General features: G+C 72.6%; 23 protein-coding genes and 1 pseudogene. 19 read left to right on the plus strand and 5 right to left on the minus strand.

Annotated elements, in window-relative coordinates:
• Positions 1-6 precede the first annotated feature (6 nt).
• Positions 7-627 (minus strand): hypothetical protein, encoded by a 621-nt coding sequence (locus FU792_RS02190; protein WP_022925483.1) that lies wholly within the window; start codon positions 625-627, stop codon positions 7-9.
• A 131-nt stretch (positions 628-758) separates the two neighbouring features.
• Between FU792_RS02190 and FU792_RS02195 the strand changes: the two genes are divergently transcribed.
• The 4 genes from FU792_RS02195 (at position 759) to FU792_RS02210 (ending at position 6,530) form a co-directional block, all read left to right on the plus strand.
• Complete coding sequence (locus FU792_RS02195; protein ID WP_149814511.1) at positions 759-3,284, plus strand: ATP-dependent Clp protease ATP-binding subunit; 2,526 nt, start codon at positions 759-761, stop codon at positions 3,282-3,284.
• Positions 3,285-3,768: 484 nt separating this feature from the next.
• On the plus strand, positions 3,769-5,202 hold the full coding sequence (locus FU792_RS02200; RefSeq protein WP_022925485.1) for a C40 family peptidase: 1,434 nt from the start codon (positions 3,769-3,771) through the stop codon (positions 5,200-5,202).
• 49 nt (positions 5,203-5,251) lie between these two features.
• Positions 5,252-5,938, plus strand: coding sequence for a hypothetical protein (locus FU792_RS02205; protein WP_149814513.1), 687 nt, complete (start codon positions 5,252-5,254; stop codon positions 5,936-5,938).
• On the plus strand, positions 5,835-6,530 hold the full coding sequence (locus FU792_RS02210; RefSeq protein WP_149814514.1) for a hypothetical protein: 696 nt from the start codon (positions 5,835-5,837) through the stop codon (positions 6,528-6,530). The genes FU792_RS02205 and FU792_RS02210 overlap by 104 nt, the downstream gene beginning before the upstream one ends.
• A 7-nt stretch (positions 6,531-6,537) precedes the next feature.
• Here the strand turns inward: FU792_RS02210 and FU792_RS02215 are convergent, their stop codons facing one another.
• Positions 6,538-7,584, minus strand: a complete 1,047-nt coding sequence (locus tag FU792_RS02215) for a lipid II:glycine glycyltransferase FemX (protein ID WP_022925487.1) — start codon at positions 7,582-7,584, stop codon at positions 6,538-6,540.
• Between the two features lie 539 nt (positions 7,585-8,123).
• On the opposite strand from FU792_RS02215, the gene FU792_RS16605 reads away from it, so the two are divergent.
• Positions 8,124-8,300: a hypothetical protein gene (locus FU792_RS16605; protein WP_161600184.1), complete on the plus strand. Its 177-nt coding sequence runs from the start codon at positions 8,124-8,126 to the stop codon at positions 8,298-8,300.
• Between the two features lie 485 nt (positions 8,301-8,785).
• On the opposite strand, the gene FU792_RS02220 is transcribed toward FU792_RS16605, so the two are convergent.
• The 3 genes from FU792_RS02220 to radA all read right to left on the minus strand — a co-directional run bounded on the left by FU792_RS02220 (position 8,786) and on the right by radA (position 12,287).
• Complete coding sequence (locus FU792_RS02220) at positions 8,786-9,676, minus strand: HhH-GPD family protein (protein ID WP_022925488.1); 891 nt, start codon at positions 9,674-9,676, stop codon at positions 8,786-8,788.
• A 1-nt stretch (position 9,677) separates the two neighbouring features.
• Positions 9,678-10,760: a DNA integrity scanning diadenylate cyclase DisA gene (gene disA / locus FU792_RS02225; protein ID WP_022925489.1), complete on the minus strand. Its 1,083-nt coding sequence runs from the start codon at positions 10,758-10,760 to the stop codon at positions 9,678-9,680.
• Positions 10,761-10,868: 108 nt separating this feature from the next.
• Positions 10,869-12,287: a DNA repair protein RadA gene (gene radA / locus FU792_RS02230; RefSeq protein WP_052327860.1), complete on the minus strand. Its 1,419-nt coding sequence runs from the start codon at positions 12,285-12,287 to the stop codon at positions 10,869-10,871.
• Positions 12,288-12,368: 81 nt separating this feature from the next.
• Between radA and FU792_RS02235 the strand changes: the two genes are divergently transcribed.
• The 14 genes and pseudogenes from FU792_RS02235 (at position 12,369) to hemB (ending at position 24,639) form a co-directional block, all read left to right on the plus strand.
• A complete protein-coding gene (locus FU792_RS02235) occupies positions 12,369-13,295 on the plus strand; it encodes a Ppx/GppA family phosphatase (protein ID WP_028131109.1) in 927 nt (308 codons plus the stop codon).
• A 262-nt stretch (positions 13,296-13,557) separates the two neighbouring features.
• Positions 13,558-14,100, plus strand: coding sequence for a sugar phosphate isomerase/epimerase family protein (locus FU792_RS02240; RefSeq protein ID WP_338101200.1), 543 nt, complete (start codon positions 13,558-13,560; stop codon positions 14,098-14,100).
• Between the two features lie 33 nt (positions 14,101-14,133).
• Positions 14,134-15,099: a proline dehydrogenase family protein gene (locus FU792_RS02245; RefSeq protein WP_022925493.1), complete on the plus strand. Its 966-nt coding sequence runs from the start codon at positions 14,134-14,136 to the stop codon at positions 15,097-15,099.
• A 5-nt stretch (positions 15,100-15,104) separates the two neighbouring features.
• Complete coding sequence (gene proC / locus FU792_RS02250; RefSeq protein ID WP_022925494.1) at positions 15,105-15,908, plus strand: pyrroline-5-carboxylate reductase; 804 nt, start codon at positions 15,105-15,107, stop codon at positions 15,906-15,908.
• A gap of 76 nt (positions 15,909-15,984) precedes the next feature.
• Entirely contained in the window at positions 15,985-16,524 is a 540-nt protein-coding gene (locus FU792_RS02255) for a GNAT family N-acetyltransferase (RefSeq protein ID WP_022925495.1), read from the plus strand.
• A 25-nt stretch (positions 16,525-16,549) separates the two neighbouring features.
• Positions 16,550-17,737, plus strand: a complete 1,188-nt coding sequence (locus FU792_RS02260) for an acetoin utilization protein AcuC (protein ID WP_022925496.1) — start codon at positions 16,550-16,552, stop codon at positions 17,735-17,737.
• A gap of 216 nt (positions 17,738-17,953) precedes the next feature.
• Positions 17,954-18,154, plus strand: coding sequence for a helix-turn-helix domain-containing protein (locus FU792_RS02265; protein ID WP_028131110.1), 201 nt, complete (start codon positions 17,954-17,956; stop codon positions 18,152-18,154).
• Positions 18,155-18,336: 182 nt separating this feature from the next.
• The gene (locus FU792_RS02270; RefSeq protein WP_003792170.1) at positions 18,337-18,435 is read left to right on the plus strand and encodes a 30S ribosomal protein bS22; all 99 of its coding nucleotides are present in this window, start codon (positions 18,337-18,339) and stop codon (positions 18,433-18,435) included.
• A 113-nt stretch (positions 18,436-18,548) separates the two neighbouring features.
• Positions 18,549-18,854 carry a glutaredoxin family protein gene (locus tag FU792_RS02275; RefSeq protein ID WP_022925499.1) on the plus strand — a complete coding sequence of 102 codons (306 nt, stop codon included), beginning with the start codon at positions 18,549-18,551 and terminating at the stop codon, positions 18,852-18,854.
• A 143-nt stretch (positions 18,855-18,997) separates the two neighbouring features.
• A complete protein-coding gene (locus FU792_RS02280) occupies positions 18,998-19,663 on the plus strand; it encodes a redox-sensing transcriptional repressor Rex (protein WP_022925500.1) in 666 nt (221 codons plus the stop codon).
• Positions 19,660-21,042: a glutamyl-tRNA reductase gene (locus FU792_RS02285; RefSeq protein WP_149814515.1), complete on the plus strand. Its 1,383-nt coding sequence runs from the start codon at positions 19,660-19,662 to the stop codon at positions 21,040-21,042. The genes FU792_RS02280 and FU792_RS02285 overlap by 4 nt, the downstream gene beginning before the upstream one ends.
• Positions 21,035-22,021, plus strand: a complete 987-nt coding sequence (gene hemC / locus FU792_RS02290) for a hydroxymethylbilane synthase (RefSeq protein WP_022925502.1) — start codon at positions 21,035-21,037, stop codon at positions 22,019-22,021. Before FU792_RS02285 ends, hemC begins: the two co-directional genes overlap by 8 nt.
• Positions 22,018-23,650 (plus strand): annotated as a pseudogene (locus FU792_RS19080) (bifunctional uroporphyrinogen-III C-methyltransferase/uroporphyrinogen-III synthase). Before hemC ends, FU792_RS19080 begins: the two are co-directional and overlap by 4 nt.
• Positions 23,647-24,639, plus strand: coding sequence for a porphobilinogen synthase (gene hemB, locus FU792_RS02300; protein ID WP_022925504.1), 993 nt, complete (start codon positions 23,647-23,649; stop codon positions 24,637-24,639). The pseudogene FU792_RS19080 and the gene hemB overlap by 4 nt, the downstream one beginning before the upstream one ends.
• Position 24,640: the final 1 nt, after the last annotated feature.

Raw genomic sequence — 24,640 nt, forward strand, 5'->3', positions numbered from 1 at the left:
AGCCGGTCAGGGCGTCACGGTCTGCTCGGGCGCCTCCTCGCGGGCCTGCTTCGGGCTGCAGCCGACGCCCTGGTCCAGCTTCTGGGCGATGGAGGTGAGGGTGGAGCGCAGCGGCTCGCGCAGGTCGTCCTCGCGGTCGACGAGGACCTCCGCGGTGAGGCTGTAGGGCTCTCGTGATCCGGAGCCCTGCGCTCCGCACAGGGTGAGGCCCACCCCGACCGTCGGGGACAGGTAGGACTCACCGAGGTACTCCGGGCCAGGCGCCATGCCCTCGGTCGCCTCGACGAGCGACCGGGCGGTCTCGCGGCCCTCCTCACCGACCACGACGCTCACCCGCACCAGCGGCGTCTGCCCGTCGTAGGCCTCGCACACCCACCGGGTCTCGTCGTCGGCGACCATCACCTCCCGCGGCTCGGTGAGCTCGCCGCCGGCGAGGGCGCGCAGGGACTGCGGGCTGACGTCCTCGCACAGCCAGCCGTTGCTGCCCGAGCCGTCGGTGGCTGCCGCGTCCTGCTCGGCGGGGGCCGAGGTCTCGGTGCCGGGCTCCTCGGTGGGCTCGGAGGTGCAGGCGGCCAGGACGGCGACGAGCAGGAGCGGGGCGAGGCGGGTCAGGTGACGGCGGCGCATGGCCGCATCGTAGGTCGGCTTCGGGCCGCATTCCGCCGGGGGCGAACACGGAACATCGGCCGTGGATCTCGGCGTTGATTCGGATCAGACGCACGTAGAGTGGGTATACGCCCACAGTGGAGGAGAAGAGCATGTTCGAACGGTTCACCGACCGGGCTCGACGTGTGGTGGTGCTCGCGCAGGAAGAGGCGCGCATGCTCAACCACAACTACATCGGCACCGAGCACCTGCTGCTGGGCCTGATCCACGAGGGTGAGGGCGTGGCCGCCAAGGCGCTGGAGTCGCTGGACATCTCGCTGGACGCGGTGCGCCAGCAGGTGCAGGAGATCATCGGCCAGGGGCAGAACAGCCCGACCGGCCACATCCCGTTCACCCCGCGGGCCAAGAATGTCCTCGAGCTCTCGCTGCGCGAGGGACTCCAGCTGGGGCACAACTACATCGGCACCGAGCACCTGCTGCTCGGCCTCATCCGTGAGGGTGAGGGCGTGGCTGCGCAGGTGCTGGTCAAGCTGGGCGCCGACCTCAACCGGGTCCGTCAGCAGGTCATCACGCTGCTCTCGGGCTACCAGGGCAAGGAGTCGGCGACCGCCGGCGTCGGCGCCGGCAGCCAGCAGGAGGGCCAGCAGTCCGGCTCGCTGGTGCTGGACCAGTTCGGCCGCAACCTGACCCAGGCCGCCCGTGAGGGCAAGCTCGACCCGGTCATCGGGCGCGAGCAGGAGATCGAGCGGGTCATGCAGGTGCTGTCCCGCCGCACCAAGAACAACCCCGTCCTCATCGGCGAGCCCGGCGTCGGCAAGACCGCCGTCGTCGAGGGCCTGGCCCAGGACATCGTCCGTGGCGACGTGCCGGAGACGCTCAAGGAGAAGCAGCTCTACACGCTCGACCTCGGTGCCCTGGTCGCCGGCTCGCGCTACCGCGGTGACTTCGAGGAGCGCCTCAAGAAGGTGCTCAAGGAGATCCGCACCCGCGGCGACATCATCCTGTTCATCGACGAGATCCACACCCTCGTCGGGGCGGGTGCCGCCGAGGGCGCGATCGACGCCGCCAGCATCCTCAAGCCGATGCTGGCCCGCGGCGAGCTGCAGACCATCGGTGCGACGACCCTCGACGAGTACCGCAAGCACATCGAGAAGGACGCCGCGCTGGAGCGTCGCTTCCAGCCGATCCAGGTGTCCGAGCCCACGCTCAAGCACGCCATCGAGATCCTCAAGGGTCTGCGCGACCGCTACGAGGCGCACCACCGGGTGACCATCACCGACAGCGCCCTCGTCGCCGCCGCGTCCATGGCGGACCGCTACGTCAACGACCGCTTCCTGCCGGACAAGGCGATCGACCTCATCGACGAGGCCGGGGCCCGGTTGCGCATCCGTCGGATGACCGCGCCGCCGGACCTGCGCGACTTCGACGAGAAGATCGCGCACGCCAAGCGCGAGAAGGAGTCGGCCATCGACGGCCAGGACTTCGAGAAGGCCGCCCGGCTGCGCGACGAGGAGCACAAGCTCACCCAGGCGCGTGCCGAGCGGGAGAAGGAGTGGAAGAACGGTGACATGGACGTCGTCGCCGAGGTCGACGAGGAGCTCATCGCCGAGGTGCTGGCCGCGGCGACCGGCATCCCGGTCTTCAAGCTGAGCGAGGAGGAGTCCTCCAGGCTGCTCAACATGGAGGACGAGCTGCACAAGCGGATCATCGGCATGAACGACGCCATCAAGGCGCTGTCCCAGGCCATCCGCCGCACCCGCGCCGGCCTCAAGGACCCCCGCCGCCCCGGTGGGTCGTTCATCTTCGCCGGACCGACCGGTGTCGGCAAGACCGAGCTGGCCAAGACGCTCGCCGAGTTCCTCTTCGGCGACGAGGACAGCCTCATCACGCTCGACATGTCGGAGTACTCCGAGAAGCACACCGTCTCGCGGATGTTCGGCTCGCCCCCCGGCTACGTCGGGTACGAAGAGGGTGGCCAGCTGACCGAGAAGGTGCGGCGCAAGCCGTTCTCGGTGGTGCTCTTCGACGAGATCGAGAAGGCGCACCCGGACATCTTCAACAGCCTGCTGCAGATCCTGGAGGACGGTCGCCTGACCGACTCCCAGGGCCGGGTGGTCGACTTCAAGAACACCGTCATCATCATGACGACCAACCTCGGGACCCGTGACATCGCCAAGGGTGTCTCGCTCGGCTTCTCCGCCGGGCCGGAGACCCGCAGCGACTACGACCGGATGAAGAACAAGGTGACGGACGAGCTCAAGCAGCACTTCCGCCCCGAGTTCCTCAACCGTGTGGACGACACCATCGTCTTCCCGCAGCTCTCGCAGGAGGAGATCGTGCAGATCGTCGACCTCATGGTCGCCCGCCTGGACGAGCGCCTCAAGGACAAGGACATGGCGATCGAGCTCACCTCGGCCGCCAAGGAGCTGCTCGCCAAGCGCGGCTACGACCCCGTCCTGGGTGCGCGCCCGCTGCGTCGCGCGATCCAGCGCGAGATCGAGGACCAGCTCTCGGAGAAGATCCTCTTCGGCGAGCTGGGCACCGGTCAGATCGTCATCGTGGACGTCGAGGACCCGGTCGGCGAGGACAAGAACCGCGACAAGGTCTTCACCTTCCGCGGGCAGGACAAGCCCTCCGAGGTGCCCGACACGGTGCCGGTGGAGGAGCAGGCCGGCTGACCCCCGGCTGATCCACCCGAGCGGGCGGGACGTGGTGCACGACGTGCGCCGCGTCCCGCCCGTTCTGCGTATGGGAAAGGTATGCCGATGACCCTCTCCTGACGCATTTCACAGGTGCCACTCAGACACGCCGAGTTCACTCAGATCACGTGCTCGGAGGGGCGCCCGAGAGAGGTGTGAAAATCGAGAAAAGTGCTGGTCAACGAACTACACCTCTGTGATATCCGGGCTGACCTGCATCAACCCTGAGGGCGTGTGAGCAACATCACGAACTACACGCTTGTCATGCCCCCGGGAAATGCACTCATGGGGGTGGGGGTGGGGTTGCGTCGCAGGTCAGGGGTGGGTTTCATTGCTCCTGGCCCACCTGAGGGTCGTCCCAGAAACACCGGTCTCCGCACCCTGCCGGATACCTCTGCGTCCTGCCCCGCCACACACGTACGGATCACTGATGACCCTGAGCACCCGTCGCCTGTCGCGAACCATGATCGCCGTGACCGCCGCCGCCGCCCCGGTGGTGTCGCTCGCGCCCGCGGCCCACGCCGCGCCCTCCGGCACCCCGCAGCTGCCGCAGCAGCCGCTGTTGCCGGCCACGCCGACCACCCCGGTGGCGACCCCCCGGGTCCTCCCGACCCCCGCCCCCACCTCGACCGTCACGATGACCGTCAACGCCGCTGCCGGCGTCAACGCCCGCAGCGGCCCGTCGACCTCCTACGGCATCGTGGGCGGCTACCGCAACGGGACCAAGCTCACCGGCACGCTCACCTCCAACAACTGGCTCAAGGTCGGCAACAACACGTTCGTCGCCGCCTGGAACCTCACCCGGTCCTCCGGCAGCAACCCCGGTGGCGGTGGCGGGAGCGCCGAGCGGGTCACGCAGTGGATGGAGGCCTCGGTCGGCAACGTGCGCTCGGGCCCCGGCCTGGGCAACCCGGTCGTCACCACGATGCGCAAGGGCACGAAGGTGACGGGCACCTGGACCAGCAACGGCTGGCTCAACATCGGCGGCGGGAAGTACATCGCCGGCTCGATCCTCACCGGCACCAACCCCGGCGGTGGCGGCGGCTCCGACCCCGGTGGCGGCGGTGGCGGGAGCCAGCGCGTGACGCAGTGGATGGAGGCGTCGATCGGCAACGTGCGCTCGGGCCCGGGTCTGGGTCACCCGGTCGTCACCACGATGCGCAAGGGCACGAAGGTGACGGGCACCTGGACCAGCAACGGCTGGCTCAACATCGGCGGCGGGAAGTACATCGCCCGCTCCATCCTCACCGGCACCAACCCCGGCGGCGGCGGTGGTGGCGGTGGCGAGCAGCCGGACCCCGCCCCGAACGAGGTGACCCGGTGGGTCAGCGCTGCGTCGGCAAACGTGCGCTCCGGCCCCTCGACGTCATACTCCGTCGTCGGCAGCATGTCGCGCGGCACCGAGGTCACCGGCACGCTCACCAGCAACGGCTGGCTGAAGATGTCGGGCTCGCAGTACATGGCGGGCTCGGTGCTCACCGCGAGCAACCCCGGCGGTGGCGGCGGTGGTGGTGGCGCCGAGCCGGCTCCCGCCCCGGCCCCCTCGACCACCCGCCAGGAGATCCTCAACACCGCCGCGCAGTACATCGGCACCCCGTACAAGTACGGAGGCAACAACCCGCAGGAGGGCTTCGACTGCTCCGGCTACACCACCTACGTCTTCGCCGAGGTGGGCCTGTCGATCCCGCGGACCGCGGCCACCCAGCAGGCGGCCACCATGCCCACCAACAACCCGCAGCCGGGTGACCTGGTCTTCTTCGGATACCCGGCTTACCACGTGGGCATCTACGCCGGGAACGGGATGATGTACGACACCGGTCGCCCGGGCGTCCCGACGCAGTACCGCGCGATCTTCAGCGGCGTGTCCGGCTACGGGGTCGTCAACGGCGTCGGCTGAGCCGCCGCGGTGCCGGTGACGGCGCCGGGGGTGCACTAGCATCCTCGGTATGCCCACCGACCTCCCCTCCTGCTCGCCTGCCCCGGAGGTGGCCCTGCGGCCGGTCTTCCTGGGCACCGACCCCGGCACCTACGGGCTCGCGCGGGCGCTGCACGAGAAGTACGGCGTGCGCACGACGATCGTCTCGCGCGGGCAGACCGGTCCCATCGCGAACTCCCGCATCCTCGACAACGTCGAGGCGGGGGAGAACACGGACCGGGCACAGCTGCTCCGGACGCTGCTGGACGAGGGGCGGGTGTCCCGGGAGCGGGAGCCGGACGTGGCGTTGCTGCTGGGCTGCAACTCGGACTCGCACACCGAGCTGATCGCCGAGCACGCCGAGGAGCTCGGCGCGTACTTCGCCTTCCCGCGGATGTCGTCGCAGACCCTGGAGCAGATCGCCGACAAGCAGAGCTTCGGGCAGATCTGCGAGCGCCTCGGCCTGCCGACGCCGCGCACGGTCGTGGTGCCCTTCGCCGAGGCCGACGACCCGACGTGGGAGGCCCGACCCGATCGACATCTCCTTCCCGGTCGTCGCCAAGCCCGCCAACAGCGCCCACTTCGAGCACCTGCGCTTCCCGGGGGCGCAGAAGGTGTGGTTCCTGCAGACCCCGGACGAGTGGGACGACCTGGTCCGGACGCTGCGGGACGGTGGGGTGCGGCAGGACTTCCTCGTGCAGGAGCACATCCCCGGTGACGACACCCACCAGCTCTCGATCGTCGCCTACGTCGACCGCACCGGGCGGATGACCGCGTGCGCGACCGCGCAGGTCCTGCTCGGCGAGCACGACCCCACGACGATCGGCAACCCGATCGCCATGATCACCACCCCGATGCACGACCTCATGGACGCGGCGGAGCAGATCCTGGGCGCGGTGGACTACTGGGGCTTCGCCAACATCGACGCCAAGCGCGACCCCCGGACCGGGACGATCTACTACATGGAGGTCAACCCGCGGATGGGGCGCAACAGCTTCTACGCGACGGCTGCGGGTGCCGACCTCGCGGGTGCCGTGGTCGACGACGTCGTCCGGGGCGTCGAGCGCGAGCCGGTCCGCGGCACCGAGGAGGTGCTCTACAGCATCGTCAGCCCGCTGGTCCTGCCCTACTACGTCCGGGACGCCGCGCTGCGCCGGCGGGTGCTGGCCGCGGCACGCCGCAAGGTCGTCCACCCGTTGCTCTACGAACGCGGCAACTGGCGACGCCGCGCCTACGTCGCGGCGAACCGGCTCAACCACGCCAAGAAGCTGGCGACGTTCTACCGTCGCCCGTCGGCCTCCGGCTTCTGAAGCAACCTCAGTAGAACGTCGCGCCGGAGCGGCCGCGCGACACGACCTTCGCGGTGACGCGGTGACCGATCCGCTGCCACAGGGCATACCGGCGGGGTCGGACGACGAGGTCGTAGGTGCCGACGAAGTCGGTGACCTCCTTGGCGAAGCTCCGCTTGAACTCGCCGATGCCGAAGTAGGGGTCGTCGCGGTCGTCCACCTTGGTGGAGTGCGGGGTCCCGGCCATGTCGTAGGTCGTGGCGCCCTGGCTCTGCGCCCACTGCATCGCCGCCCACTGGAGCGCGTGGCTGCCACCGCGGACCGGGCGCTCGCGGACGCTGGCGCCGTCGCGGTAGCAGGCGACGTGACCGACCACGGTGACGAAGGCCCCGGCGACGTCGCGGCCCTCGTGCTGGGCGAGGAAGACGCGGCCCAGGCCGGCGTCGCAGAAGGTGCGCCACATGGCGACCTGGTAGTCGTGGCCCCGCGGGGTGATGCCCTGGTCCTGCACCACCTCCATCCACAGGGTCCACATGCGCTCGTAGGTCGACTCCGCCAGTGGGGCGGCCTCGGCGACCACGCCCTGCTTGATGCCGCGGCGGATGGTGTTGCGCGTCTTGGACGGGAAGCGGGCCATGAGGTCGTCGGGGGTGCCGGTGACGTCGACGAAGACGGTGTTCTTGTTGGTCTGTATCCGGCCGGAGGCGCGCAGGCCCAGACGGTCCAGGCCGGCGAGGGTCTCCGGGCTCTCGACGATCTCGGGCTCGAGCTTGACGAGGAAGACGCCCTCGCGGTGGGCTGCCTCGCGCAGCGGCGGCAGCAGCGGCTCGAGCTGCTCCAGGGTGGCCACGCCCGGGCCCTTGGGGAGGTACCAGACCTTGCCGAAGCCGGGGGCCCGCCGCTCGTGCACGGTGACCGGGAAGCCGTCGATGTCGGCATACCTGGGCGTCCAGCCCATCATGGCCTTGACCTGCGCGAACTCCGGCGTCTGGAACATCGAGGGCTGGCCCGGCGTCGCCAGCAGGCGCTCGCGCCACGCGGCGTTGGACTGCGGTTCCACCCAGGTCAGCGTCATACCGGGATCGTAACGGCTGGCCCTGCCCGCTCCCGGGGGGAACACGGGTGCCCGGGAAGCCCGGGCGACCTCGGCGATGAGTCCGGGCCGCCGGGGTGGTCCACCTCCTCATGGATACCGCGAACGACCCGACCGAGCGCGTGCGCCCCGTCGTGTGCGGGAGACCGTCGGCTCCGCGTCGCAGGAGCGCCAGCGGCTGGTCCGACAGGGACGCGCCCTCGATGACGGCCGCGTCGAGCCCGGTCCCTGGCACCGGCACCGGATCCGCTGCAGGCGTGCGGATCTCACCGGGAGCGATGAGGGGTACGTCGCGGGAACCTCCCGGCAGGAGCATGCCGATGGCGGGGCCGTCCGCGAGCGTGAGGTCGGCATACCCGGCGCCCTGGTGCTCGGTCTCCGGCTCGCGCTCGATCAGCAGTCGGGTCCTCACCTCGGACGGATCGTCGTCGGTCTGGTCCGACGAGAGTGCCAGGACCAGGGCGTCGAAGGGACATCCGAGGGCGAGTCCCGCGATCACGTCCTCGCCGGTGGAGAGCGGGATGGTGACTCCGCCCAGCTCGTCGGTGTCGACGACCGGGTCGCTGTGCCACCCGCTCACCGGGCAGGCCCACGGCGAGGCCGGCAGGGCCCGGCCGGTCGACCCCGGCAGGTCTCCTAGTGCCCACGCCGTCGTCACCGGCAGGGCGAGGGCGGCCACGCCGGCGACGATGACCTGACTCACCCTGCGGCGTCGGTGGGCACGTGCCGCAACCCGCGTCGTCGCGCTGGCATCGAGCCGGAGGCCAGGAGGGGAGGGTGCTGCACCGAGCTCGGCCCGGATGCGCTCTTCCGCGTCGATCGTCATGACATGACCTCCTCGTCGGTGAGATGCTCGCGCAGGCGGGCAGGTCCTGCGCGGCATGCACGTCACCGGTGAGGAACCAGCCGGTACGCAGCAGCTCGGGGCTCGCCTGCTCGACGAACGCGGTGAACTCGCGATCGCGGGTTCGGCCCCGCGTGGTCTCGCGGCTCTCCCTGCGGCCTCGTGCCACGGCATACCTCCTCGGCTGGTCACCCTCTCCTACTCTGACCGGCCCGGAAAGGTTGCCTGCGGCGGGTGCCGGCCTTGCGCGTCCCGCCGACAGGCCGGACTCGAACGGCTGCAGCGTTCACGTGAACGCCGGAGCCGTTCGGGTCGGGCGTGTCGCCGGGACGGAGCGGCTCAGGTGCCGGGCAGGCGGTAGCGGTCGCCGGCGAGCGGCTCGACCAGGCCCTCGGCGACGAGGGCGTCCAGGCAGCGGTCGCGCTGCAGGTCGTCCTGCTGCCAGGCGGCGCGGAGGAGCTCGCCGGGCACCGGCCCGTCGGCGGACCGCAGGACCTGCAGGAGTGTGCCGCGGCACTGGCGGTCGGTGCCCGTCCAGGCCTGCCCGCGCCGGGCGGGCCCGTCGTGCGCGGGTGACCCGGCGAGCCGCCAGGCGCAGCGGTCGGCGACGGGGCACTCACCGCAGCGGGGAGCGCGGGCGGTGCACACCAGCGCCCCGAGCTCCATGACGGCGACGTTCCACGTCGCGGCCTCGGCGTCGTCCGGCGGCAGCAGCCTGGTGGCGCGCTCCACCTCGGCCCGGGTGAGGGAGGGAGCGGGCAGGGCGGTGCCGGTCACGGCGCGGGCGTGCACCCGCCGGACGTTGGTGTCGACCACGGTGGCGCGCCGCCCGAAGGCGAAGGCGGCGACCGCCGCGGCGGTGTAGTCGCCGATGCCCGGCAGGGTGCGCAGCGTCGCCTCCTCGGAGGGCACCTCGCCACCGTGCTCGTCCCGGATGGCCGTCGCGGCGGCGTGCAGGCGCAGCGCCCGCCGGGGGTAGCCGAGGCGTCCCCACTCCCGCACCGCCGTGCCGCTCGGCTGCGCGGCCAGGTCGGCGGGCGTCGGCCAGGCCGTCATCCACCGCTCCCACACCGGCAGGACGCGCGCCACCGGTGTCTGCTGCAGCATGACCTCGGACACCAGGACCCCCCAGGGTGTCCGGTCGGGCCGCCGCCAGGGCAGGTCGCGCCGGTGCGCGGCATACCACCCCAGGACGCGGTCGTGCAGGACCTCGGTGCCGGCCGCGGTCACGTCAGACGTAGCGCTCGAGGATCGAGCTCTCGGCCAGCCGCGACAGCCCCTCGCGCACCGCGCGGGCCCGCGCCTCGCCGACACCGTCGACCTGCATGAGGTCCTCCAGCCCGGCGGAGAGCAGCTGCTGGAAGCTGCCGAAGTGCGTGACCAGCCGGTCGACGATCGCCCCCGGCAGCCGGGGGATGCGGTGGAGCAGCCGGTAGCCGGAGGGGCTGAGCTGCTGGTGGTCCATCCCGTCGCCGACGACGGTGATGCCCAGGCACCGGGCGACGGCGCTGAGGTCGAGCAGCTCGGTGCTGTCGAGGGCTGCCAGCGCCGCCTGGACCTGTGCCGGGTCACGACCGGCCTCGGCGGCGCCGATGTAGTCGCGGACGACCAGCTCGCGCTCCCGGTCCACCCCGCCGGTCATCTCCTCCAGCTGCAGCCCGATGAGACGGCCGTCGATTCCGAGCTCCACGACGTACTGCTCGATCTCGGCGCTGATCCGCCGGACCATCTCCAGCCGCTGCAGGACCTGGGCGAGGTCCCGCACCGTCACGAGGTCCTCGATCTCCAGCGCGGACAGGTTGGCGCCGACCTCGTCGAGCCGGGCCCGGTAGCGCTCCAGCGTCTGCAGCGCCTGGTTGGCCTGACCCTGCAGCTGGCCGCGGTCCTCGAGCACGTGCCGGATGCTGCCGACGTAGAGCGCGATGATCGACATCGACTGGCTCACCGAGATGACCGGGTAGCCGGTCTGCTTGGCGGTCCGCTCGGCCGTCCGGTGACGGGTGCCGCTCTCCCGGGTCTCGATGGTCCGGTCCGGCGCCAGCTGGGTCGCGGCGCGCACGATCCTGGTGCCGTCGCGGGTGAGCACGATGCCGCCGTCCATCTTGGCCAGCTCGCGCAGCCGGGTGGCGGAGAACTCGACGTCCAGCTCGAAGCCGCCGGTGCTGATGGAGTCGACGACCCGGTCGCTGCCCAGGACGATGAGTGCGCCGGTGCGTCCGCGCAGGATGCGCTCGAGACCGTCGCGCAGGTCCGTGCCGGGGGAGACGGCGCCCAGGGTCACGCGCAGCAGCTCCTCGTCGCTGCGTTCCGACATGCTCGCCTCCCTGACCGGTCCCTCTCCGTCCGGAGCCGCCCCGCGACGTGCCCGGTGCCGCCGATCCTAGGCGCCGCGTGCGCGGGCACCCCGACCTGGCGCAGATCTTTACAGATTCTTGACCAGCGCGTTGTCACGTCCATCCCCCTGGCGGGCGGTGGCGCTCGCGGCTGCCAGCACGAGGGCGACCGCATCGCTGAGCGTGGCGAGCTCGTGGACCCGCATCGACGCGGGGGGTCGGCCCTCGGTCAGCGACCCGACGGGGATGACCGCCTCGGTGAAGCCGATGCGTGCGGCCTCCGCCAGCCGCCGCGGCGCGCCGGTCACCGGGCGCAGGTCGCCGGAGAGCCCCACCTCGCCGACGGCGATCGTGCTCACCGGCAGCGCCAGGTCGGCCTTGGCGCTGGTCAGCGCCAGGGCCAGCGCCAGGTCCGCCGCCGGCTCGGACAGCCGCACCCCGCCCACCGTCGCGGCGTAGCAGTCGTCCTTGCCGAGCGGGACGCCACCGCGCTGACCCAGCACCGCCAGGACCATCGCCAGCCGGGACGCGTCGAGGCCGCTGGTCGTCCGCCGCGGCGACCCGGCGGCCGCCTCGCTGACCAGCGCCTGGACCTCGGCGACCAGGGGCCGTCGCCCCTCGAGGGTGACGGTGACGCAGGTGCCGGGGACAGGGCGGTCGCGGCTGGAGAGGAAGAGCCCGCTGGGGTCGGCCAGGCCGACGATGCCGGAGTCGCCCAGGTCGAAGCAGCCCACCTCGTCGGTCGGACCGAAGCGGTTCTTCACCGCGCGCACCAGGCGCAGCCGGCTGTGCCGCTCGCCCTCGAAGGCGACGACGACGTCGACGAGGTGCTCCAGGACCCGCGGCCCGGCGATGCCGCCGTCCTTGGTGACGTGGCCGATGAGGACGGCTGCCGTGCCGCGTGTCTTGGCCGCCTGGATGAGCGCCGAGGCCACCTCGCGCACCTGGCTGACGTTGCCCGGTGCCCCCTCGACGTCGGCGCTCGCGACCGTCTGCACGGAGTCGACGACCAGCAGCTCGGGATCGGTCTGCTCGATCTGCCCCAGGATCGTCGCCAGGTCGGTCTCGGCGGCGAGGAAGAGGGTGTCGGCTACCGCGCCGATACGCTCCGCCCGCAGCTTGACCTGGGCCGCGGACTCCTCGCCGGAGACGTAGAGGACCGAGGTCCCCTCCCGCGCCGCCCGGGCCGCGACGTCCAGCGCCAGGGTCGACTTGCCGATGCCGGGCTCGCCCGCCATGAGCACGACGGCCCCGGGGACGATGCCCCCGCCCAGCACCCGGTCGAACTCACCCACCCCGGTCGAGCGGGCCTGGGCGGCGGCCGCGTCGACCGTGCGGATCGGCACCGCCGGGCGGGTCGGTGACACCGCGCTGGTGCGCACCGTGGTGCGCCCGCCGACCTCGGAGACCGTGCCCCAGGCCTGGCACTCGGGGCAGCGCCCCACCCACTTCACGCCCTGCCAGCCGCACTCGGTGCACCGGTATGCCGCTCTGCTCGCCTTCGCCACCGTGCCAGGGTAGGTGCGGGCACCGACAGCCCTGGCCCGCGGTGGCTCCCGGTGTCACCGGGGTAGGGCATCATGGCCGCCATGCGCCTGGGTGTCATCGACGTCGGATCGAACACGGTCCACCTCCTCGTGGTCGACGCCCAGCCCGGCGGGCACCCCACCCCGGACTACTCGCACAAGGTGGAGCTGCGGCTCGCCGAGCACCTCACGCCGCAGGGGGACATCAGCGACGAGGGCGCCCGGACCCTGGCGGGCTTCGTCACCGACTGCGTCGAGGTCGCCGAGAGCCGCGGGGCCACCGAGCTGCTGCCCTTCGCGACCAGCGCCATCCGCGAGGCCGGCAATACCGAGGAGGTGCTCGCCCTGGTGCGCGAGACCTCCGGGGTGGAGCTCGACATCCTGCCGGGGGAGGAGGAGGCCCGCGCCACCTTCCTCGCGGTGCGCCGCTGGTTCGGCTGGTCCGCGGGGCGGCTGCTCAACGTCGACATCGGGGGCGGCTCGCTGGAGCTGGCGGCGGGGCTGGACGAGCACCCGGACGCCGCCATCTCGCTGCCGCTGGGAGCGGGGCGGCTCAGCCGCGCCCTCGAGCACGACCCGCCGGAGCGCTCGGAGGTCAAGGCGCTGCGCAAGCACATCCGCTCCGAGATCGCGACGGCCCAGCCCGCGCTGACCAAGGTCGGGACACCCCAGCTCGTGGCGGGCAGCAGCAAGACGGTGCGCTCGCTGGCCCGCGCCTGCGGTGCCGCACCGAGGGGTGAGGGCCTCTACGTCCCGCGGGTGCTCCGCTTCGCGGACCTGGCCGAGCTGACGCCGCGGCTGCTGACGATGACGGCGGCGCAGCGGGCCGAGCTCCCCGGCGTCTCGGCCTCCCGAGCCCGGCAGCTCGCGGCCGGCGCGCTCGTGCTCGAGGCCGTGCTGGAGCTCAGCGGGGTCGACGAGCTGTCGGTCAGCCCGTGGGCGCTGCGCGAAGGTCTCATCCTGCGCTTCCTGGACGGGCTGTCCCGATGAGCGACCACATCCCGGTCCACCTGTCGACCTCGTCGGTCTACCCCGAGAACGCCGCCTACGCCTTCGACCTGGCGCAGCGGCTGGGCTACGACGGCGTCGAGATCATGGTCTGGACCGACCCGGTGACCCAGGAGGCGGGAGCGCTGCGCGCCCTCGCCCGGCTGCACGGCCTGTCCATCGGCGCGATCCACGCCCCCCCCTGCTGCTCGCGCAGCGGCTCTGGGGCTGGGAGCCGTGGGGCAAGATCGAGCGGGCGCTCGACCTGGCGTGCGACACCGACGCCCAGTGCGTCGTCGTCCACCCGCCCTTCCGGTGGCAGCGGGGGTATGCCGAGGGCTTCGTCGAGGGGGTGGCGCAGCGGCAGGAGCGCTGGGGCATACCGATCGCCGTGGAGAACATGTTCCCCTGGCGCACCGGTGCCTCGGCGATGCAGGCCTACCTGCCCGGCCCCGACCCGCGCGAGTTCCCCTACAGCGACGTCACCTTCGACGTCAGCCACGCCGCGACGGCGGGCGAGGACGCGCTGGACATGGTCCGCGACCTCGGTGACCGGGTCCGGCACGTCCACCTGGGCGACTCCTTCGGGTCCTTCAAGGACGAGCACCTCGTGCCCGGCCGTGGTGACCAGCGGTGCCAGGAGGTGCTGGAGCACCTCGTCGCCACCGGCTTCGGCGGCGTCGTCAGCCTGGAGGTGGGGACCCGCAAGATGAAGCCTCCGGAGCGGGAGGAGGCGCTGGCCGAGTCGCTCGCCTTCGCCCGCCGGCACCTGGGTCAGCACGACCTGCCAGGTGCTCTCCCGGCGTGAGCGCACCAGTGCTCCGGGCGTAGCCTGTCGCCCATGGAGCTCGCCGACCTCAACCCCTCCGCCCTCATGCGCCAGACCCTGCTGGGCATGAGCCGCAACACCACGCTGCGCCAGGTGATCGAGCAGGCGCCGGTCAGCCGGGACGTCGTCAAGCGCTTCGTCGCGGGCGACGCCACCGCCGACGCCGTGCGGGTCTCGGCCGACCTCGTCGACACCCGCCGCCAGGTGACGATCGACTACCTCGGCGAGGACACGCAGGACCCGGAGCAGGCGGCCGCGACCCGCGACACCTACCTGGAGCTGCTCTCCGCGCTCTCCGACGCCGGGCTCACCCAGGACGGCGCGGTCGAGGTCAGCCTCAAGCTCTCCGCGCTCGGCCAGTTCCTCGGACGGGACGGGCACGCCATCGCGCTGGACAACGCCCGGGCCATCTGCCAGGCGGCCGCCAACTCCGGCACGACGGTGACCCTCGACATGGAGGACCACACGACGACCGACCCCACCCTGGCTGCGCTGGCCGAGCTGCGCCAGGACTGGCCCTGGGTGGGCGTGGCGCTGCAGGCCTACCTGCACCGGACCGAGCAGGACTGCCGCGACCTCGCGGGCGAGGGCTCCCGGGTGCGGCTGTGCAAGGGCGCCTACAAGCAGCCGGAGTCGGTCGCCTTCCAGGACAAAGAGGACGTGGACAAGTCCTACGTCCGCTGCCTGAAGATCCTGATGCAGGGCCCGGGCTACCCGATGATCGCCACGCACGACCCGAGGCTGGTGGAGATCGCCACGGTGCTCGCCGACAAGGCACAGCGTCAGGCTGACTCCTACGAGTTCCAGATGCTGCTGGGCATCCGGCCCGACGAGCAGCGCCGGCTCGCCGGGGCCGGTTCCCGGATGCGGGTCTACCTCCCCTACGGCGAGGACTGGTACGGCTACCTCGTGCGGCGGATGGCCGAGCGCCCCGCCAACCTCACCTTCTTCCTGCGCGGCCTGGCGACCAAGGGCTGATCCCTGTGACGATCGCGCTCCTCGGCGCCGGGGTCATGGGGGGCACCCTGGCCGCGGCGCTCGTCCGGTCCGGGCAGCGCCCGGACGAGCTGGTCCTCAGCGACAAGGTGACCGCGCGCGCCGAGCAGGTCGCCGGGCAGCACGGCACCCGGTATGCCCCTCCGGCCGAGGCCGTCGAGGTCGCCGACGTGGTGGTGCTCGCCGTCAAGCCGCAGGACATGGCGGCCCTGGTCGAGGAGGTGCACGACCACGTCCGCCCGGGCACGCTCGTCGTGTCCATCGCGGCCGGGATCACCACCGACTTCTTGGAGCGACGGTTGCCCCAGGGGACCTCGGTGGTCCGTGTCATGCCCAACACCCCCGCCCTGGTGGACCAGGGCATGTCCGCGATGAGCCCCGGGCGGCACTGCACCGACGAGCACGTGGAGCGGGCCCGTCACCTCATGGAGCACGTCGGCCGGGTCGTCGTGCTGGACGAGGGGCACCAGGACGCCGTCACCGCCATCAGCGGCAGCGGTCCGTCCTACATCTTCTACGTCGTGGAGGCCATGATCGAGGCCGGTGTGCTCCTCGGCCTGCCGCGCGACACGGCCACCGAGCTCGTCACGCAGACGTTGTATGGTGCCGCCACGATGATCCGCGAGACGGGGACCCACCCCACGGTCTTGCGGGAGCAGGTCTCCAGCCCCGGTGGCACGAGCGTCGCCGCCCTGCGGGCCCTGGAGGACCACAAGGTCAGGGCTGCTTTCCTCACGGCGATGGAGGCGGCCGCCAGAAGGTCGCACGAGCTGTCCCCGCGCGAGGACTGAGCACCCGGGTGCCCGATCACCCACTGTTCACCTCGCTCGAGCCAGCACCGACGACCCGTGTGAAAGAGTAGGGAGCATGAGCGAGATCCACGTGCGCGTCCTCGACCCGGATGAGTGGCCGTCCTACAAGGACGTGCGTCTGCGGGCGCTGCGTGAGTCTCCCGAGGCCTTCGTCGCCTCCGCCGAGGAGGAGCAGGCCTTCCCGGACTCCCGCTGGCAGGAGCGGATGGAGCGCTCCCGGCGCCTCCTCGCGCAGGACGGCGACGAGGTCGTCGGCGTCGTCAGCGTCGGCACCGGACATCGCACCAACATCCCCGGCGCCGGTGAGCTCTTCGGTCTGTGGGTGGCGCCGGCGCGCCGCGGCTCCGGCGTGGCCCGTCGGCTGCTCGAGAAGGCCGCCAAGGTCGGTCGCGAGGTCGGTCTGCGCCAGCTCGTCTACTGGGTGGGCACCGACAACGGGCGCGCCGTCGCCTTCGCCTCGAGCTTCGGCTTCCGCCCCACCGACGACCGTCGTCCCATGCGCATCCGTGGCGTGGACGAGGAGGACGCGGAGTCGGAGGAGATGATGATGGTCTACCCGCTGGGTGACGCCGCTGGGGTTCCCACCTCGCTCTGAGCGCACCGTGGTCTAGCGTGAGCCCATGACGGGCTCCTGGGTGATGTGGGACGAGCGCTACACCGACTACGACTTCGGCCCCGGTCACCCGATGCACCCGAGCCGGCTCGACCTCACGCACCGCCTCGCAGGGTCGCTGGGACTCCTGGACCACGCCGACGTGGAGATTCACGGCGCCCGGCACGCCAGCCACGACGAGCTGCTCTCGGTGCACACCCCCGACCTCCTCGAGGCGGTGCGGGCCGCCTCGGACGACCCCCGTGCCGCGACCGGACGTCACGGCGTCGGCACGGAGGACACGCCCGCCTTCGCCGGTATGCACGAGGCCACGTCGTTGGCCGTCGGCGCGACCGTCGAGGCGTGCCGGGCCGTCTGGTCCGGGCGGGTGCGGCGCGCCTGCAACATCGCCGGCGGCCTGCACCACGCCATGCCGCAGGCGGCCTCGGGATTCTGCGTCTACAACGACATCGCCGTGGGCATCCAGCACCTGCTGGACGCGGGGGCCGAGCGGGTGCTCTACCTCGACCTCGACGTCCACCACGGCGACGGGGTGGAGCGGTGCTTCTGGAACGAGCCGCGGGTGATGACGGTCTCGATGCACGAGACCGGCCGGGCGCTCTTCCCCGGCACCGGCTTCCCCGGTGACACCGGCGGCCCGAAGGCGCCGGACTCGGCGGTCAACATCGCCCTGCCCCCGGGCACCGGGGACGAGGGGTGGCTGCGGGCCTACCAGGCCGTGGTGCCGACCCTCGCCCGCGCCTTCGACCCCCAGATCGTCGTGAGCCAGCACGGCTGCGACTGCCACTACGCCGACCCGCTGGCCCACCTGTCGGTCTCCATGGAGGCGCTCGCGGTCGCCTACGGGTGGGTGCGGGAGCTGGCCGACGACCTGACCGAGGGCAGGTGGGTCGCGCTCGGCGGGGGAGGGTATGAGCTGGTCGAGGTGGTGCCACGGGCGTGGACGCACCTCATCGGCGTGGTCACCGGGCGGCCGGTGGACCCCGCCACGGCGGTGCCGGAGGAGTGGCGGCGGCACGTCGAGGAGATGTACGGCGTGACGGCGCCGCGGTCCATGGGGGATCGTGGGGGGCGGGAGATCCGCTACGGCCGCTGGGACGAGGGCCACGACCTCGACGAGCCGGTGGACGCCGCGATCATGGCGACCCGCCGGGCGAGTCTGCCGGGCTGGGGGCTGGACCCGTACTTCGACTGAGACCCTCCGGCCGCCCCTCCGGACCCGCCGGACAACTCCAGGCCCGTGCATCCCGTTGACACCACCCCGCGTGTCGCGCTGGAGTTTTTTCGTCCCACGACTTTCGCAAGCACCACATCTGCCCCTAGTGTTAACCCGACAACCACGCAGGCCGCTTGCCGGAGGGGAAGCCGTGCGCGCTGCCTGCACAGAAGTTCAAGAGACGGGATGCGTCCGATGGCAGATGAGCGCCAGCTCGCCGAGATGACGTTCATGACCGTGGCCGAGGTGGCTGCCGTCATGCGCGTGTCCAAGATGACCGTGTATCGGCTGGTGCACTCGGGCGAGCTGCCCGCGGTGCGGGTCGGACGGTCCTTCCGGGTGCCCGAGAAGGCGGTGCACGCCTACCTCGAGGACTCCTACCACGGCACTGCCTGACGCGTCCGACCGCCGTGGCCGGCGACCCCGGCGACGGCCCTGCAGCCGACCTGCGTGACCGGGTCGCTTTGGGGCACGGCGCTGCGCCGCGCTAGGCTGACCGGGCCGTGCCCCGCCCCGCGTCCGCACGACGCAGGCCGGCGGAGGCACCATCAGGACCGACGACGACGAAGGATGGCCCCATGGGCTCAGTGATCAAGAAGCGCCGCAAGCGGATGGCCAAGAAGAAGCACCGCAAGCTGCTGCGCAAGACGCGTCACCAGCGTCGCAACAAGAAGTGAGGTCGTCGGCCACCGGCCGATGACGATCCGACCACGGCGCCCGTCCCGCGACAGGGAGGGCGCCGTCGTCGTCCCCGGAGACGACGCTGAGCGTGGCGAGGGAAGGACCAGGTATGCCGTGGTGGAGACGGGAGCGCGCCCCGGGCGCCGAGCCCCGCGTCGAGATGCTCTCCCGGCCTGGCTGCCACCTGTGCGACCAGATGCTCGCGGTGGCCCGGGAGCAGGTCGACGAGGTCCGGGTCCGGGACATCGACGCCGAGCGTGCCGCGGGGGACATGGACCAGCAGGAGCACGACCGGTGGAGCACCGAGGTGCCTGTCCTGATCGTGGACGGCGAGCCGGTCGCACGCTGGCGGATCGAGCCCGGCGAGCTACGGCTCGCGCTGTCCCGTGGGCGTCGGCGCGGGTCGGGGCGCTGAGCCCGGACCTCGGCGCCGTTTTGGTGGAACCAGGGGTGCGAGCCTACAGTTGAAGGGTCCGCGCCGACCGCTCGGTGAGGGTCTGATATAAGCCCCTCCCGTCCCCGGCGCCACCCATCCAGAGAGGAGCCGGTGCCGCCGTGATGGCCGAGTCGAACCGGCGCGGGGTGCCGGACGCCACGGTCGGGCGGCTGCCGGGCTACCTCCAGGCCCTCACCACGGTCGCCGAGCAGGGGCATACCTCCATCTCCAGCGAGGAGATCGCCGCGCTCGCGGGCGTGCGCTCGGCCCAGGTGCGCAAGGATCTCTCCCACCTCGGCTCCTACGGCGTCAGAGGGGTGGGCTACGACGTCTCCCGACTGGTCGAGCAGGTCTCCGCCGAGCTCGGGCTGAGCCAGGACTGGCCCGTCGTCATCGTGGGGATGGGCAACCTCGGCCGTGCCCTCGCGAGCTACGAGGGTCTGGCGACCCGTGGCTTCCACGTCGTCGCGCTCGCCGACAACGACCCCGACGTCGTGGGCAGCCACGTGGAGGGTATGCCCGTGCAGCCGCTCGCCCAGCTGCGCACCGCCGCGCCGGTGTCGGTGGGGGTCATCACGACGCCGCCCGAGGCGGCCCAGGAGGTGGCCGACGTGCTCGTCGAGCTCGGCGTGCACTCGATCCTCAGCTTCGCCCCGGTCGTGCTCCAGGTGCCGCCCGACGTCGACGTGCGTCGGGTCGACCTGGCTACCGAGCTGCAGATCCTCACCTTCCACCAGCACCAGCGGGAGGTCGCCGTGTCCGGCACACCGGTGGAGGGGGTCTCGTGAGCGTCCTCGTCGTGGGTCTGTCCCACCGCACCGCACCGATCGACCTGCTCGAGCAGGCCGTCCTCGACACCGACGGCTCCCGGCAGCTGGCCACCGGCCTGCGGGCGGGCGACCACGTCCACGAGGCGCTGGTGCTCTCCACCTGCAACCGGCTCGAGGTGGTCGTGGAGGCAGGGACCTTCCACGGGGCGCTCGAGGAGATCGGGGCCGCGCTGGGAGGGTTGACCGGGCTCACCCGCGACCAGCTCACCGACCACCTCTTCGTCCACTACGACGACCGCGCCGTGGCCCACCTCTTCGAGCTCGCCTGCGGGCTGGACTCCCTGGCCGTCGGCGAGAGCCAGGTCCTGGGGCAGCTGCGCGAGGCCCTCGCCCTGGCGCAACGGCACGGGCACCTGGGTCCGTCGCTCAACCCGCTCGTGCAGCAGGCGCTGCGGGTGGGCAAGCGGGCGCACGCCGAGACGGGCATCGACGAGGTCTCCCGCTCGCTGGTCGGCCTCGGTCTGGACCAGGCCGCGTCGGTCCTGCCCGACCTCACCGAGGCACGCACGGTCGTCGTGGGGGCAGGGGCCATGTCCGGCCTCGCCGTCGCGACCCTCGCGCGGCACGGGGTGCACGACCTCACCGTCGTGAACCGGACTCGCGACCGTGCCGACCGGCTGGCCTCGACCCACGGTGCCCGGAGCCTGCCCTGGTCCGACCTGGCCGCTGCCGTGGGCTGCGCCGATCTCGTCCTCACCTGCACCGGTGCTGTCGGGCACGTCCTGGACGGTCCCGGCCTCGCGCGTGCCCGCAGCGAGGCCGGACGGGCCGGGTCGCCGCTCGCGCTGGTCGACCTCGCGCTCCCGCGCGACGTCGACCCGGCCGTGTCCCGGTTGCGCGGGGTCCACCTCTGGGGTCTCGCCGATCTGCACCAGGCCGCGGGCCTGGCGGGGGCGGGCGACGCCGGGTCCGCGACCGAGCCGGCCGCCGTCACGGCGGTCCGGGGCCTGGTCGCGACCGAGGTCGCGACCTACCTCACCGAGCGGCACGCCGCGCGGCTCGGCCCCACGCTGGCTGCCCTGCGCACCTCCGCGGGCCGCGTGGTCGACGCGGAGATGACGCGGCTGGACCAGCGTCTGCCGCACCTGCCGGACGACGAGCGCGCCGAGGTGCGCCAGACCGTCCAGCGGGTCGTGGACAAGTTGCTGCACACGCCCACGACACGCGTCAAGCAGCTCCACTCCGGCGTCGAGGAGGTCCCGGCCGACTACGCCCACGCCCTGCGTGAGCTCTTCGACCTGGACAGCCGTGAGGTCGCGGCCCTGTCCAGCCCGCCGCTCGGCGTGGTCGAGAAGGCTGCCGAGCAGCGCGGGGAGGGGGATCGGGCGGATGGCTGACACCCCGTCCCTGACGCCGACCCGGCCGCTGCGGCTGGGCACCCGGCGCAGCGCTCTCGCCACCAGCCAGTCCACCTGGGTGGCCGACCGGCTGCGTGCCGCGGGGCACGAGGTGGAGCTCGTGCTGGTGACCACGGAGGGAGACACCTCGGCGCGCAGCCTGCGCGAGATCGGCGGCACCGGTGTCTTCGCCTCGGCGCTGCGCACCGCCCTGCTGGAGGAGCGGATCGACCTGGCCGTGCACTCGCTCAAGGACCTGCCGACGGCGCCCGCCGACGGTCTCGTCGTGGCAGCCGTCCCGGCGCGGGAGGACCCCCGTGACGTGCTGGTCGCGCGGGACGGGCTGACCCTGGACGAGCTCCCGAGCGGTGCGGTCGTCGGCACCGGGTCCCCGCGCCGCGCGGCCCAGCTGCGCCTGGCCCGCCCCGACCTCGAGGTCCGCGACATCCGCGGCAACGTCGACTCGCGCATCCGGATGGTCGACGACGGTGTCCTCGACGCCGTCGTCCTGGCCCGGGCCGGGCTCGCGCGCCTGGACCGCCTCGGCGACGCCACCGAGGTGCTCGCCACCGACGTGGTGCTCCCCGCGGCCGGCCAGGGCGCCCTCGCGGTGGAGTGCCGGGCCGAGGATGCCGAGCTGACCCGAGGCCTCGCCGACCTGCTGGAGCACCCGCCCACCCGGGCCGCCATCACCGCCGAGCGGGCCGCGCTGGCCCGGCTCGAGGCGGGCTGCACCGCTCCGGTCGGCGCGCTCGCGCAGACCTCTCGCGACGGCATATCCGGCGACGGCCCCGCCACCACCCTCACCCTTCACGTGTTCGCCGCCCTGCAGGACGGGGCGCGCACGCACGTGCTGACCGGCGCGCAGGACGCGCCGGACGACCTCGGCGCCCGCGCCGCCGAGCTGCTGTTGAACCGTCCCGACCCGGCCGGCCTCGTAGCCGTCTCCGGGTCATACGAACCGGAGTCCGACCTGTGAGCACTGACGCCGCCCCCGTCCACCTGACCCCCGTCCCCAGCCTCGCCGCGCGCGTCGCCTTCGTCGGCGCCGGGCCCGGCGACCCGGGCCTGCTTACCGTCCGCGCCCGCGACTACCTCGCGGTCGCCGACGTCGTCGTGGTGGACTCGACCCACCGTGAGGAGGACGTGCGCGCCTGGGTGCGGGAGGACGCCGAGATCGTCCGCACCGTCCGCGGCGAGGACGGTCCGGCACTCACCCCGTCGGCCCGCGCCAAGCTGCTCGTGCGCACCGCCTCGAAGTTCGACGACGCCACCCACCTCGTCGTCCGGCTCATGCTCGACGACTCCTCCGGCGGCACGATGGCCGACGAGGCGCGCGCCTGCCACGAGGCCGGGGTCTCCTTCGAGATCGTCCCGGGTCAGCGCGGCCTGGGCCGTGCCGGCGTATGCCGGGATGCTCCCGGACGGCGACGGCGGGCAGGTCCACGTCGTCAGCGCGGCCGACACCGCCGTGGACTGGTCGCACTCGGTCGACGACGAGGTCACCGTCGTGGTCCTCGGCGACCGCGACCGGCTGCACCGCGCGCTGCGGCACCTGGCCGACGCCGGGCGGGGCGGCGAGACCCCCACGGCCCTGACCGGCAGGGGCACCACCAACACCCAGCAGACCAGGGTCACCACCCTGCAGCAGTCCCTGGACAGCCCCGAGGAGCTCGACGGCGTGAGCCTCGCCGTCGTCGGTCGACCGGTGCAGCTGCGGGCCGAGCTGTCCTGGTGGGAGTCCAAGCCGCTCTTCGGCTGGTCGATCCTGGTGCCGCGCACCAAGGAGCAGTCCGGGCCGATGACCGACCGCATCGCCGGCTACGGCGCCACGTCCTCGGTCGTCCCGACGATCAGCGTGGAGAAGCCCCGCACCCCGCAGCAGATGGACCGGGCGGTCAAGGGCCTGGTGACCGGTCGCTACGAGTGGATCGGCTTCACCTCCGTCAATGCGGTCAAGGCCGTGCGGGAGAAGTTCGAGGCGCTGGGGCTCGACGCCCGGGCCTTCGCCGGGCTCAAGCTCGCCGCTGTCGGAGGAGTCACCGCCGAGGCGCTGCGCGACTGGGGCCTGGAGCCGGACCTCGTGCCGGACGGTGAGCAGTCCGCGCGCGGGCTGCTGGAGTCCTGGCCCCCCTTCGACGAGGTGCTGGACCCGATCAACCGGGTCTTCCTGCCGCGGGCCGACATCGCCACCGACACCCTCGTGGCCGGGCTGCAGGAGATGGGCTGGGAGGTCGACGACGTGACGGCCTACCGCACCGTGCGGGCAGCCCCGCCGGCCGCGGAGATCCGGGAGGCGATCAAGGGCGGCGCCTTCGACGCCGTCTGCTTCACCTCCTCCTCCACGGTGCGCAACCTCGTCGGCATCGCGGGCAAGCCGCACCCGGGCACGGTCGTGGCCTGCATCGGCCCGGCCACGGCCAAGGCGGCCGAGGAGCACGGCCTGCGGGTCGACGTGGTCGCCCCCGAGCCGAGCGCGACGAACCTCGTCGACGCCCTGGCCGAGCACGCCCGCTCGCTCGTGGCCCAGGCGCAGGCGGAGGGCGAGGAGTTCGTGCGACCGAGCCGGCGCGCACCGGCGGCGCGGCGCCCCCGGTCGCGGCGGTGACGGCATACCCGGGACCGCCCGAGCGCCCGCGTCGGCTGCGCGGCACGCCCGCCCTGCGGCGGCTGGTGTCGCAGACGCGGCTTCATCCGGCCGAGCTGGTGCTCCCGGTCTTCGTCCGTGACGGCATCACCGGGCCCGAGCCGATCGGCTCGATGCCCGGCGTCGTGCAGCACACCCCGACCAGCCTGGTCGCGGCGGCGCGCGAGGCGGTCGAGGCCGGCGTCGGGGGGATCATGGTCTTCGGCGTCCCCCGGGCGCAGGACAAGGACGCGGTCGGCAGCGTGGGGCTCGACCCGGACGGGGTGCTCAACGCCGCCCTGCGCACGCTGCGCACCGAGCTCGGGGACGACACGGTGATCATGAGCGACCTGTGCCTCGACGAGTTCACCGACCACGGCCACTGCGGCCTCGTGGACGACGCGGGTCGGGTCGACAACGACAGCACCCTCGAGGTGTATGCGCGGATGGCGGTGGCGCAGGCGGAGGCCGGGGCACACGTCGTCGGCCCCAGCGGGATGATGGACGGCCAGGTGCGGGTGGTCCGCCAGGCCCTCGACGCGGCCGGTCACCAGGACATCTCCGTGCTCGCCTACACCGCGAAGTACGCCAGCGGCTTCTACGGGCCCTTCCGCGAGGCGGTCGCCTCGACCCTGCAGGGGGACCGCGCGACCTACCAGCAGGACCCGGCCAACCGGACCGAGAGCCTGCGCGAGCTGCGGCTGGACCTGGAGGAGGGCGCGGACATGGTCATGGTCAAGCCCGCGCTGCCCTACCTCGACGTCCTCAGCGACGTCGCGGCGCAGTCCGACGTGCCGGTCGCGGCCTACCAGGTCAGCGGGGAGTACGCCATGATCGAGGCGGCCGCCTCGCAGGGCCTGCTCGACCGGGACCGTATGGTGATCGAGACACTGACGTCGATCCGCCGGGCCGGTGCCCAGGTGGTGCTGACCTACTACGCGACGACGGCCGCTCGACTGCTGGGAGGGTGAG

The sequence above is a fragment of the Serinicoccus marinus DSM 15273 genome, from assembly GCF_008386315.1.
Classification (GTDB): domain Bacteria; phylum Actinomycetota; class Actinomycetes; order Actinomycetales; family Dermatophilaceae; genus Ornithinicoccus; species Ornithinicoccus marinus.